The organism is Paraburkholderia sp. BL17N1, from assembly GCF_003634175.1.
Classification (GTDB): domain Bacteria; phylum Pseudomonadota; class Gammaproteobacteria; order Burkholderiales; family Burkholderiaceae; genus Paraburkholderia.
Genome location: NZ_RBIW01000002.1, coordinates 1,948,165 through 1,961,082 on the forward strand (window position 1 = coordinate 1,948,165; position 12,918 = coordinate 1,961,082).

9 protein-coding genes are annotated in these 12,918 nt (G+C 59.1%); 7 read left to right on the forward strand and 2 right to left on the reverse strand.

Annotated features, from left to right (window positions below; translation table 11 throughout):
* Nucleotides 1-51 precede the first annotated feature (51 nt).
* The 3 genes from B0G82_RS28595 to B0G82_RS28605 are packed head-to-tail and all read left to right on the forward strand — an operon-like array spanning nucleotide 52 to nucleotide 2,705.
* Nucleotides 52-1,647 (forward strand): MlaD family protein, encoded by a 1,596-nt coding sequence (locus tag B0G82_RS28595; RefSeq protein WP_121309809.1) that lies wholly within the window; start codon nucleotides 52-54, stop codon nucleotides 1,645-1,647.
* Nucleotides 1,644-2,333 (forward strand): PqiC family protein, encoded by a 690-nt coding sequence (locus B0G82_RS28600; RefSeq protein WP_241974857.1) that lies wholly within the window; start codon nucleotides 1,644-1,646, stop codon nucleotides 2,331-2,333. The genes B0G82_RS28595 and B0G82_RS28600 overlap by 4 nt, the downstream gene beginning before the upstream one ends.
* 39 nt (nucleotides 2,334-2,372) lie before the next feature.
* Nucleotides 2,373-2,705, forward strand: coding sequence for a hypothetical protein (locus B0G82_RS28605; RefSeq protein ID WP_121309810.1), 333 nt, complete (start codon nucleotides 2,373-2,375; stop codon nucleotides 2,703-2,705).
* Nucleotides 2,706-2,796: 91 nt separating this feature from the next.
* On the opposite strand, the gene B0G82_RS28610 is transcribed toward B0G82_RS28605, so the two are convergent.
* Nucleotides 2,797-3,549 carry a TetR/AcrR family transcriptional regulator gene (locus B0G82_RS28610; RefSeq protein WP_121309811.1) on the reverse strand — a complete coding sequence of 251 codons (753 nt, stop codon included), beginning with the start codon at nucleotides 3,547-3,549 and terminating at the stop codon, nucleotides 2,797-2,799.
* Between the two features lie 378 nt (nucleotides 3,550-3,927).
* Entirely contained in the window at nucleotides 3,928-6,474 is a 2,547-nt protein-coding gene (locus tag B0G82_RS28620) for a DUF3772 domain-containing protein (protein ID WP_241974859.1), read from the reverse strand.
* A 960-nt stretch (nucleotides 6,475-7,434) separates the two neighbouring features.
* On the opposite strand from B0G82_RS28620, the gene B0G82_RS28630 reads away from it, so the two are divergent.
* The 4 genes from B0G82_RS28630 (at nucleotide 7,435) to B0G82_RS28650 (ending at nucleotide 12,769) form a co-directional block, all read left to right on the forward strand.
* Nucleotides 7,435-8,505, forward strand: a complete 1,071-nt coding sequence (locus B0G82_RS28630; RefSeq protein WP_121309814.1) for a VOC family protein — start codon at nucleotides 7,435-7,437, stop codon at nucleotides 8,503-8,505.
* 34 nt (nucleotides 8,506-8,539) lie between these two features.
* Entirely contained in the window at nucleotides 8,540-9,496 is a 957-nt protein-coding gene (locus tag B0G82_RS28635) for a fumarylacetoacetate hydrolase family protein (protein ID WP_121309815.1), read from the forward strand.
* Nucleotides 9,493-11,517, forward strand: coding sequence for an acyl-CoA synthetase (locus B0G82_RS28640; RefSeq protein WP_121309816.1), 2,025 nt, complete (start codon nucleotides 9,493-9,495; stop codon nucleotides 11,515-11,517). The genes B0G82_RS28635 and B0G82_RS28640 overlap by 4 nt, the downstream gene beginning before the upstream one ends.
* A 511-nt stretch (nucleotides 11,518-12,028) precedes the next feature.
* Nucleotides 12,029-12,769 carry an OmpW family outer membrane protein gene (locus B0G82_RS28650; RefSeq protein WP_121309818.1) on the forward strand — a complete coding sequence of 247 codons (741 nt, stop codon included), beginning with the start codon at nucleotides 12,029-12,031 and terminating at the stop codon, nucleotides 12,767-12,769.
* The last annotated feature ends 149 nt before the right edge of the window (nucleotides 12,770-12,918 follow it).

The window sequence follows — 12,918 nt, forward strand, 5'->3', positions numbered from 1 at the left end:
CGGCTTCCGCAGTCCTCAATAACCTCATATTTTCTACCCACTCCACGATCGATGCATCTTCCCACGCCACCCAGACCTGACATCAAGCCGCGAAAACGCTGGATTCCCTCCCTCATCTGGTTAGTGCCACTCATCTGTGCGCTGATCGGTGTTGCGCTGGTAGTCAAATCCGTCACCGACAAGGGGCCGACGGTGACGGTCACATTCAGCAACGCTGAGGGCATGGAAGCGGGCAAAACGAAGGTCAAATACAAGGACGTGGAGATCGGTTCGGTTCAGTCGGTCGCGCTGTCAAAGGATCTGCAGCATGTCATCGTCTCGATCGATCTGATCAAGCAGGCTGGAAAGTTCGCGAACCGAGGCACGCGCTTCTGGGTGGTTCGTCCGCGCGTGGGCGCTAACGGCATCTCGGGCCTCGGTACGCTGCTGTCCGGCGCGTACATCGGTGTCGACGTCGGGCAGTCTTCGGAAAGCCAAGCCGCGTTCGTCGGGCTCGAAAGTCCGCCTATTGTCACTTCCGGGCAGCGGGGGCATCAGTACACGCTGAGAGGGGAATCTTTGGGCTCCGTCGATATCGGCGCACCGATCTTCTACCATCGCGTCAAGGTAGGCCAGGTGGTCGGCTTCTCGCTCTATCCGCATGGCACCGGCGTCATCGTCAATGTTTTCGTCACTGCCCCGTTTGACCAGTATGTCGGCACCAATACACGGTGGTGGCACGCAAGCGGTGTTGACCTTCGTCTGGATTCGAACGGATTGAAGCTCAATACACAATCTCTGGCGACGGTGGTTGTCGGAGGCCTGGCGTTCCAGTCGCCGCCGGGTCAGGACGCTGGACAAACGGCCGGGGACAAGGCCGTGTTCCGGCTCGCATCGGACGAGTCGGACGCGATGCGCGAGCCCGACGGCGCGCCGCTCAATGTCGTGATGCGGTTCAACCAGTCGCTGCGTGGCCTGTCTGTCGGCGCGCCTGTCGACCTTAGAGGCATCGCGCTGGGGCAGGTGACGGACATCGGTATCGAATACAACGAAAAGGAGAAGAGTTTCAGCATGAAGGTATCGCTGGCGCTGTATCCAGACCGGCTCAGCCGGCGCTCCAACGAAGCGCTACCGGCTCCGAACTCGCAGGGTGGTCATGAGTTGCTGGAACACCTCGTCATGGAGGGAATGCGCGGCCAGTTGCGGACCGGCAATCTGCTGACAGGCCAGCTATTCGTGGCACTCGACATGTTTCCGAAAGCACCTCGGGCGAGTGTCGATGTACATCGCAATCCTATTGAACTGCCAACTGTGCCGAACACCCTTGACGAACTTCAGGTGCAGATAGCCGACATTGCGAGGAAGCTGAATCAGGTGCCGTTCGACAAGATCGGAGCCAACCTTAACGGTGCACTTGAAAACGCCAACAAGCTGTTTGGTCACATGGACACACAGGTCGTTCCACAAGCCCGCGACACGCTAGCGGCGGCGCAGAAAACCTTCAGTACCGCCGAAACGACGCTCCGGCAGACGGCGCCCATGCAGTCGGACGTCCAGGATGCCATGCAGGAACTCACGCGCACCCTGCAATCCCTCAATGCGCTCGCCGATTATCTGGAACGTCATCCCCAGGCGCTCCTGTTCGGGAAGAAAGGAGATCAACGGTGAACCTCATCCAATCCCGCGCGTGGCGCGCGGTCGCCCGTATTGCAACCGTCGTGGCTCTAGCCGCGCTGAGCGCCTGTGCTTCCCCGCCGGCACACTTCTATACCCTCGGCACTGACAGGGAACCGACGCGTGAAAGCGTCACGGTCAGTCCTGCCTTCTGGATCGACATGCGCGTGGCGAAGGTGCCGGTTTCAGTGGCAAGGAGCCAGATCGTCGTACAGGTCGATGCGGCGCGCGTCAGGATTCTGGAAGACGAGCGCTGGGCATCGCCGCTTGCAGACGAGATCCGCAATGCGCTGCTCGCAGCCGCGACTCGGCCGACGGGCCGACCCGACACGTTCCAGTCAGGTCATGCTGAGGACGCTCGCACGTATCAGGTCTCCGTCGACGTGCAGCGTTTTGAGTCGTGGCCGGGCTCACACGCGTTGATTGACGTCACCTGGAGTGTACGCAAGTCGAACGACTCACGAACATTGACCTGCCGCAGCATAGTCAGCCAGCCCGTATCGGCCGGCTACGATGCACTCGTCAACGGCCATCGAGTCGCAGTGAGAAGGATAGGCACTCAAATTGGCGACGCCGTCCGGGAATTTTCGGCGTCGGCGATCGTGTCCACGATTGCGCCCGCGCGCGTGCCTGCCGGCACGGGAGGCTCGGCGTTGTCATGCCCGGCTCTGGCGGGCTGAACCGATGCAGGAATTGGCGCGCCGCGCACAGGAAGGAACATGGAACGAAACCGCCACCGCACCTACGCGGGAACATTCAAGATCGTCGGGACCGAGCCTTGCAACAGCAGCGGGAACGACGATTCCTGCTTGCGTAACGTGGCCAATGACGTGTGCATCGTGCTCTTTGATCGCTGGTGCGAACGCCGCGAGATTACGCCACTCATCTACCTGCTCCATGCGTGGCCGTTTTTGCCGTCGGCGTCTCATCCGGTCCGAGCTCTGTCGCGAGCGCTTAGCGAACTTGCGAAGTGCCACAGCGAAGCTCTCGACGACCAGGAGCGCGAGCTCATTGCTAGTGTCAAGGCTTTAGCCGGTGGATTCTATCGCTAGCGGCCGACCGGACTTGTTCCCCGGTCCGCCACCTTGGCGGCTGATTTCAGGCGGCCAAACCGTCGGAATTAGTGTGACCGGGCCCTCGAACTTAAACGGCTTCAGTCCTCTCGTCGACGGCAGGCAGCGGACGCGCCGCGATCTTCTCCGCTTCTGCCCGCTTGATCCCGAGTGTGTACAACAGCGTGGCCGCTGTACGCTCGGGCAAGTGCTCTCCACTAAACCCAAGTTCCTTGAGTACGTTCGACGCGGGTGCACCGGGAGCGACGAAATTCAGGTCCGCGGCAATCACGGACAGCACGGTGCCCCCCACTGAAAGAAAGCCCATCAGCGGATCTGCAAGCACAAAGCGCTTGGCCGCAATACCGTTGGCGATGTCTCGCAGCAGCCGCTGACCAAGACCGCGGCTCAGCGCGCGCGCTGAAAACCCTTCGCGTATCAGGAAACGTCCCCACACGGGGTCGCGCCGCGCGCGCATCACCGTGTGGCGCACGGAGACGGAAACCACCTCGGCCGGATCGGAAAGGCCACTGGCAACACGGTCCAGCACGTCCGCGAAGTCCTTGAAGACGTTGTCGACAAGCGTCGAGTAAATCTCTTCTTTCGATTCAAAGTGGTTGTAGAACGAACCGAAGCCGACGTCGGCAGCCTCGGTGATCTCGTTGATCGCTACGCCTTCCATGCCTCTCTCAGCCATGAGCCTGAGGGCGGAGTCGAGCAGTCGGGCGCGCGTCTCGCGCTTGCGGCGCGCCCCGCGTGGCTCGCGCTCTTCTGCGACGGGTGTTGGGGACGGTGCGGCAGGGGCTGCGGGCTTTGCTGTCCGGCGATTTGATGGGTTAGGCATTGATGGATCCGATCCTGGGCATGCCCAAGTATAGATTCAAACGTCTACATTGACAAAGTACGCAACCATGATGTTAGTGTCAACGGCAAAAGAGGCTGGTCTAATGAACGACATATGGAGTGACTGTCGAGATGGCAGCCTTCGGCGAGCAACCAGTCGCCCGGCAGCGTCACTGGATCTCGCAATGAATGCAACCTTGCAGTCAAGGCCTGTTATCTGATCGGCGCGGACGGGATCAAGTCGTTTGTGCGACGACTCATTGGTCGGCAGTTCAAAGGCAAGACGTCTGTAGAGGGCTTGACGCGGCTTGAAAGCTTGCGCGTATTTCGCGCCATTGTAGAAGTCAAAAATTTCAGGCGTGCTATTTTGGATGACTATCTATTCGATGACTGTAGACGGAATCCGAAGCTCTGCCGGTCCGGGATTGCGATCTGTGGGTTGCTGGTTCGAAATGCTACCGCTCATATCCCGGACTACGACCGTTCGGGAGATCGACAGCGGTATTTCCGAAGCACGTAGTCGCTTCAGGATTGCAAATAGCAGATCACTTCTCGTGTCGCCGGCGATCCTGGGGCTGGCGACATATCCGGTGGCGGTCAGTGTCATTCCATCAGGCGTCAACTGGCTGAAGATCACCGAAGGCGCGGGGCGGTCGAGAACCGATGGATGATCCAGGTAAGCTTCCAGAAGAACGTCGCGTACCTGCTCTGGGTCGATGTCCAGCGCAAACGTAAGGCTCAGCGTGACAACTCCCTGCGTTTTGTTTCCCATTGTCACGTTCCGCACATTCTGCGAAATCAGGTGTGAATTGGGAACGATTACCGTTGATCTGTCCGCGAGTTGTATTTCGGTTGCACGTACACTGATACGCCGGATGTCGCCTTCAATGCCGGTGATACTGATCATGTCGCCTACTTTGACCGGCCGTTCCGCAAGCAATATTAGTCCGGAGATGAAGTTTTTAACGATCTCCTGCAGACCAAAGCCGATGCCTACTGACAATGCACTGACGATCCACGCCAGGTTATGCCATTTCACACCGAGTACAGAAAAGGTTTGCAGCGCGACGAGGACATAGCCGACATTGGAGAACACCGTTAGCAGCGACGCGCGCATACCTGAACTCATTTGCGTCTTGGGCAGAAACTCGGTGTCGAGCCATTTACGGACGAGCCTGACCAGATACAGACATAATGCGCAGGTAAAGATAGCGCTAAAAATATGGGCGGGAACAATATTGAGCGCGTGTAAGCGCTCGCCGCCGAGCACGCTGAGAATGCTGTCGATCAGGTCTGATGGCGTCGTCCCGAGCCCCCCCGTGAGCAGTGCGATGACTGCAGCCAGTATCAATGCGCTACGAAGAACGCCAGACAGGATCGTTGCCACCTGTGCAAGATGGACTTCTTGCAGTCCGAATAGTTGCCCGACTGCTTTGCCGCTGGCGTGGCATGGCGAAAATACGCTTTCGGAAACATCATGGGCGAGCTTTGTCAGCAGATAAACGCTGCTCAGTACGAGATCGAACCAGACCAGTTCGTAGGTCAGGAACCGCGCAAACGAAACATAGCCACAAAGCAATGCAATCAGAGAAGCGCCGACGGCAAGGCAGACGGCGGCGTGAATAATCCCGGCGAGAGTCGAACGAGCCTCGGGCGATTCTCCTGCAGCGGCAAGCGCACGGCGTACCCGGTTTGCTCGTAAAAGCGACATACCGATGGTTAGCGCGACCACTAACGCAACCACGCCACGAGTAAAGAGGGTAATTTGCAGACTCGTGTCGATTGCGCGGTTGAGTTGCTCGACCGCACCTGAAAATAGCAACAGTGCGGCCAGTATCCATGGGAAAGGACGTAGCGCGCGAGCGACCGGATCTGCGATGGCCGGCAACCGCCATGACGGATGTCGTGTGCTAAGCAATGCCCGGCCGAGAGCAACAACCAACGCGCAGGTCACCACGTGTTTGATGAATTCGCTGGCGAAGCCCTGCAGCGTAGCGGGCACCGCCTGTTGGCGGGTCAACGCGAAATAGAATAGATCAACGACACATATAGTGGTCGCCACGGACGCGAATACGGTCGAGATCGCCATCGCGCTGCGCCGTAACCGGCCTTCCGGGAGGCGGTGCAGGCAGAACCGTTCCGATGCTCTGTCAAGAAGCCGCGTGCCAATCGTTGCGATGGCTAGAGCGAACAGCACAAGCAGCGCGGTTACGACCCGATGCCCTGCTTGCCACGTCGATTGAATCTGCCTTTGGATCTGCCCAGTGAAGTCTCGCAGACGCTGATAATCAGCTGCGTCGGGATGGAACGCGGGTGCCCAGAACGCGGTGCTGACTACGCTGTCGGAACGAAGGGCCAACTGATCCTTTAGATGGTTGTGCAGCAGTCGGGTGATCTGGGCGCTCAGCTTGGCAAGGTTTTCCTTGATGGTTGCCGCTTGCCTGATTTCGGCGTCGAGTTGTAACTGCTCAGCAGCGAGCACATTGCGCTGTTGGGCGACTGCGGGCGTTTCCGCTGCGGATTCGGAAGCGGGTGCGGCTCCGAGTACGTCGAGCTGTGCATGCGTTTTCGCGCGATCAGGCTCCAGCGACGTGGTTATCAGCCTGTCGACGTCTTCGGCGACGTGCCGGCTCAGTGCATCCAGTTCGAACAACTGCGCATCGCTTGTTGCCGTCGAAGCACGCTGCCGTATCTGGTCCTGTCTATTCTGCAGCGCATTGAGCGTTTGCAAAGTGGTGGAACCTCCGCCCATGGAGGGCGAAACATCAGCAGGAGCGTCCAGACTGGAGGGCGGCAGCGCCGCCGCATTCAGAGCGGCGCTGGCCAGGCCGAACATGATGAGCGCGATAAGGCGAAGTATGACGGTGACCACTTGTCGCACGACGTGAAGGTGGCGAAGAGTATGCACTGGCGAGATCTGGCTCATGCGCGCGACACGTATCTGAGCGGAGTTGCATTCGGTCGCGGCCGGGCGGGAAATCGGCTGCCGCACTGACTTGGGAAATTCTCAGCATTTGCCGTCATATGACGATCTCGGAAACAGATGGGATGGTTGCACGTCAGCATTTGGCAGTCTGGATGAGGGGTAGGGCGCGCGAAGCGACTATTTCATTTATGTGGGACATACATCGGTCGCGATGCGGTGTCCGTGTGGACGAGCCAGAAACTGTGGGTCGCGGGTGGTCATCTTGATCGAATGCGGCAGGACCGTTGAAGGTTCCGACTCCGAATATCCATGCTCTCTTGCATGCCCCCGCGCTCCCTTGCCCTCTTTTCCAGTACGAGCAGTCTAGTTATGGGGAGCGCACCTGTCAACAAAAATAAACTGTACGGTTCAGATAATATTCCGGTACGTCGATCGGGGCGACTGGCGCCGTATGGCTGGGACGCTTTGCTGCCCGGCGATTTGTGGCGTCGGGCATGACAGGTCGAGGCGTCCCCACGTCCATGTATAGATGGAATCCCTCTATTGACAAAAGTATCAGCGATGACTTTAATGTCACTAACGACGGCAGAGAGCCAGCGTTACAGACAACATGGCAAACGCCAAACGACAGATGGAGTGACTGTGGAGACAGCAGCAAAGGCGGGTGCCGCGCCGTCAAGCGGCATGGCCAGATTGCCCATCGGGAGCAACGGCTTCGTCTCGCCCAACACGATAGTTGGGAAGACCTCGAAGCCGCATTTCTTCGCGGGCTCGTGCCTGTCGAACGGGCTGCCTCGGTCCGATCGATCGCACGCGACGATCGGCCAGGACACTCCGGCCGCCGATGCAAATCGGCTCGTGCGCCAAAGACTTGCCTTGCAGGTGCAGCCCCGCCGTCTCATCCGCGCGCGAACCCTGGAAGCTGCATACGTCATCCGACCCGTCTGATTTCCCATTGCCATGAAACTGACTACTGCACAGCCGAGCCGTCACCCCAATCCCACGACAAAAGCGTCGGCATTGGCCTATCTGATATTCGACCGACCAGACCTCGATAAAGCCGAGCAATTTCTCATTGATTTCGGGCTACAGACGGTGTCGCTCAGTGAAGACCTCCTCCTGTTGCGAGGAACGGGTGCTTCGCACTTTTGCTATGTCGTCCGGAAGGCACCAAAGTCCCGGTTCGTTGGATTCGGTCTGCAGGTCGATAACAGGGCCGAGCTTGATGCACTTGCAAAACTGCCGGGCGCCTCGGACGTCGAACGGTCTCCCTTGCCCGGCGGCGGCTATCTGGTACGACTGACCGACCCTTCAGGCTTTCGCATTGATGCGATATGGGGCCAATCGCCGGCTTCGACGCTATCCCATCGGTCGCCATTGCCGTTTAATTCCGCCGATGCGGCTGTCCGGATTAACGCGACGCAGCGACCGCCCGAGTGCGCGCCGGAAATCGCCCGGCTCGGACATGTCGTGCTTGAGCTTGTCGACTATCAGGAAACCTGCGCGTGGTACACGCAGCATTTCGGCTTCATCCCCAGCGATGTACAAGTGCTCCCCGATGGCTCGCCCGTCGTCGCGTTCATGCGGCTCGATCTGGGTGACAAGCCGGCCGACCACCATACTCTCGCGCTTGCACAAGGCTTCCTGCCCACCTACAGCCATAGCGCCTACGAAGTCGTCGATGCCGACGCGGTCGGCATGGGGCAGCGCGTCTTGCGCGAAAAGGGCTGGACGCACGCTTGGGGGATCGGTCGCCATATTTTGGGCAGCCAGATATTCGACTACTGGCAGGACCCGTGGGGCGACAAGCACGAACACTATTGCGACGGCGATCTCTTTACGGCGGATGCGCCGGCGGGTGTGCACGCGGTGAGCCGCGAAGCGATGGCGCAATGGGGGCCGACAATGCCGCGCAGTTTTACAAAGCCCAAATTCACGCCTGCGAGCATCGCGGCGCTCTTCAGGAACCTGCGCCGCAGCCCCGACCTGACGCTGAGCAAGCTGCGCTCGCTGGCAAAGATTTTCGCCTGAACCAAACCCTTCAATAGAAACCGGAGATCGATAAATGGCACTTCATGTTCTGCATTACAGTCACTATGGCAGCGCCCAATGGGGCATCGTGGCCAACGGCGCGATTACGCCGATTCCCGGCGAGTTCAACACGACCGCCGAGTTCATCGAGGCGAATCCAGTCGAACGGCTGCTGGTGCTAGGCGGTTCGACGATTCCCGAGTCGGAGGTGGACTGGCTGTCGCCCATTACTGACAACCAGCAGTTCCTTTGCCAGGGCGCGAACTATCGCCAGCATATGATCGAGTCCGGCATGGATCCGGATGTGAAGAAGTTCAACATGATCTTCACGAAGGCGACGAGCTGCATCGTTCCCGCCGACTCATCCGTCGTGAAGCCCAGGGAGGTGCAGTTCCTCGACTACGAGATCGAACTCGGTCTTGTCCTCAAACGCGGCATCAGGGCGCGAAAGACTGTCACCGAAGAGAACTTGCATGAGTACATCGCTGGCGCCGTTATCGTCAACGACTATTCCGCGCGCGACATCCAGATTCCGCAGATGCAGTTCTACAAGGGCAAGAGCTATCGCACGTTCGGCCCTGTCGGCCCTTACCTTTGCCTCCTCGAGAAACACGATATTCCGAAGTTGAAGGAACTCGTGCTGACGCTGACGGTAAACGGAACCGTCCGCCAGAATGACACGACCGCGGGTCTTGTCTATGGACCGGCAGAAACCTTGTCGGAGCTTTCAGGCGTGCATGATCTGCACACTGGCGATCTGCTCGCGACGGGCACGCCGTCCGGCTGTGCATTGAGCATTCCATCGCCCGAAAAGCAACGCGCCGCGGCGCAGCTGCCCGACGCGGAAAAATGGCGTCTTTTCCTGAAGATGCAGGAGGAAAGACCGCAGTACCTGCGAGTGGGAGACGTCGTGGAGGCGCACATCGCCAGCTACGATCGCTCGATCGATCTGGGCGTGCAGCATAACGTCGTTGTGGAACAGGCCGCATGAAAGGCATCGCAAACATGGACGAAGTCCTTGCCATCGAAACGCAGGGACTGCCGGCGGATCTTCCGTCGAGCACTTACGAGATGATCTGCCGGGGCGCGGCGATTAATCCGTCGGCACCCGCACTTTCTTTCTTTGCAACCGCCGACGACCACCGGCACGCAGAGTGCTGGACGTACAGCGAATTCGTGCGCGATGTCACGCGAACCGCGAACATGTTTGCGCGCCTGGGAGTACAGCGCGACTCCGTTATCGCTTACGTTCTGCCGAATCTCCCTGAGACGCACTTTGTGATCTGGGGCGGAGAAGCCGCCGGGATTGTCTGCGCGATCAATCCGCTGCTTGAGAGTGACGCCATCGGCGAACTGCTCAACGCGTCATGCGCGAGCGTGCTCGTCACGCTGGTGCCGCTGCCCGGAACCGACCTCTGGCAGAAGGTGCAGGCAGTGCTGCACAAGCTCCCTTGCCTGCAGCATCTGGTACTCGTGAATCCGGCCGCCCGCATGCCGGGCGAAAAGGCACTTGCGGCCCGGATGCTTCAACGTGGCGAGTGTTCAAATCTGCATGGGCCTGCCGGAGTGCACGGTGCCGTTCCCGCACATGTCGGCATCCACGATTTCAGCACCGCCATTGCGAGGGAATCCGGGGAGGCGCTCAGCAGCACGCGTCGGATGAGCAGCGATGATGTCTCGTCATTCTTCTGCACGGGCGGCACCACTGGACTGCCGAAGATTGCGGTTCGCCGGCACGGCAACGAGGTGGCCAATGCGTGGAACGCGGGTCAATTCTTCGGCGACAGCATTGGGCCAGGGAAAACGATTTTTTGCGGACTGCCGCTTTTCCATGTCAACGCCGTGATGGTGACAGGTCTGCTGGCGTTCTCGCGTGGTGCCCACGTCGTGCTCGGCACACCACAAGGTTACAGGGGCGAGGGCGTTGTAAATCGTTTCTGGGAAATCGTCGAGCATTACCGCATTAACTTCTTCAGCGGTGTCCCGACACTCTACGGATCGCTGCTCGACGTTCCGGTTGGCGAACACGATATCAGTTCACTCGAGTATGGGTTGTGCGGTGCCGCCCCCATGCCGGTGGAATTGCTTCGCACTTTCCAGGATCGTACAAGAATAAGAATCCTCGAAGGCTACGGCCTCACCGAAGGTACCTGCGTTAGCAGCGTGAACCCGCCGGTTGGAGAGCGCAGGGTCGGTTCGATTGGTCTGCGTCTTCCAGGGCAGGCAATGAAAGCCGTAGTGGTCGATGAAGCTGGCCGCTATGTTCGGGATTGCGTTGCGGATGAGGTCGGCCAGCTGGTTATCTCGGGGCCCAACGTGTTCGCTGGCTATACGCGGCCGGAGCAGAACAATGGCATCTGGATGGACGGTGGCGACGGCGGGCGGTGGCTCAATACCGGCGATCTCGGACGCTGCGACCCTGACGGCTACTTCTGGCTCACCGGCCGCAAGAAGGAGCTCATTATCCGGGGCGGACACAACATCGACCCTGCGGCAATCGAGGAACCATTGCATCGCCATCCCTCAGTCCAGATCGCCGCGGCTGTAGGGCGCCCCGATATGCACGCGGGCGAGTTGCCGGTCGCCTATGTCCAACTGAAGCCAGGCACAACCGCAACCGAAGCGGAACTGGCCGAGTTTCTGCGTCACGAGATCAACGAACGCGCCGCGTTGCCGAAGGGGATACGGATCGTGGATGCGATGCCACTGACCGGCGTCGGCAAGATCTTCAAACCAGCGCTTAAACGGCGCGAAACGGTAGACGCCCTGAAGTCGGCGCTCGCGGAAGCTGGCGTCGCGGATGCAACCGTTCGCCTCATTGATGACGCCTCGCGCGGAATGTCGCTCCAGGTCGAACTTGCCGACCCCGCGTTTGAAGCATTGGCGACATCCGCGCTCGGGCGCTTTCCGTTCGCATTTTCGATCGCGGCCGCCGCGAGGCCGTCACGGGCAGAGCAACCGTTGGGAGAGGAAGACTCAGCAGGGGCAGATGCGCATGGCAGCGCAACGTGACACGAGCCGCGACATCACATGGATGGGTGCAGTCACGCACCCGGATTAAAGATTAATCGAGCGTAGGTGCCGCGAAGTCGCGGTACTGACACCCGCCAGTGTTTTGAGATTAGAACACCTAATTGTTGAGGGACGGAGAGGATGAGTATCGGAGCAGAACGGTCTTTGCGTTCGCAGGTCGAAAAGTGGCTTGGGCCGACTTCTTCGACGCCGGTTCGCGTTACTCGATTCAGTCGCGCACGCTCGAATCAGAGACCCTGCGTGCGTATCGAGCTACTGCTACCGGCCGGCCCGCTTGGATTCTTTTTCTTCCGGCACCGCGACGGTACGTGGTGCGCGTTCCCGCCTGAGACGGAACGCCTGGCCATGCACGCTTACCAGGGCGTGGGGTGATCTGAGTACGTGGTATGTGTTTAGCTATACGAAATGATGAAAAAAATCATTCGGGTAGTTCCAGTTGCGACACCGATGATTCATAACAAGTTCGAAACAGAGCAACAGGAGGAGAGACATGCGGAATTACAAACGCGCAATCAGTTCGGTAGGTATGGTGGCCTGCATCTGCTCGGCTGCGCTTATCGGCAATGCCAATGCGCAATCGGCAGGAAGCGTAACGCTTTCGACAGGGTGGCTTCACGTCGCGCCACAGGGAAATGCAACGCCGCTCACAGTAGAAGGCGTCGGCGGCGTTACGGTGAATCAGCAACTTTCCGGCACCGGCGCGCACGCGAGTTCCACGGATACGATGGGAATTACCACCGAATATTACGTCACCGACAACATCGGCGTCGCCACGCTTATTGGATTGCCACTCACAGTGAACTTGGTCGGCGATGGCACGCTCAAGAAGTATGGAACCCTCGGGTCGACGAGACCGATCCCGCCCGCTATCGTCCTTCGATACCACCTGTTTGCAGCCCAGTCGAAATTCCGTCCTTTCGTCGGATTAGGGGTGAACTACACATGGTTCACACAGGTTCGGACAACCAACAGCCAGTTCGTCACGGACAACCTTGGTCCGGGCGGCTCGGCACACGCGTCACTCAGTTCGTCCTGGAATCCGGTATTTGAAATCGGGGCAAATTATGCGATCACAAAACACTGGTCTGTCGGAACCGCTGTCGGTTACGTTCCGCTAAAGACTCACCTTACCCTGGACGGGACGACCGCAACTGGGACGCACATCGTTTCCAGATCGACGCTGCGAATCGATCCCATTAACGTCTTCCTGAACGTCGCCTATACGTTCTAGCGCGTAGAGATCGCCAATGCACGAATCGAGAGATTTGAAACGCTCATCGAAGACATGGACATGATTTTTCGCCACCCGGACCCGGCTGCGGTCCGCGATTTCGCGGTCGATTGCGACATGTTGCTGCAATCGAGCCCGGCGTTGCCGGG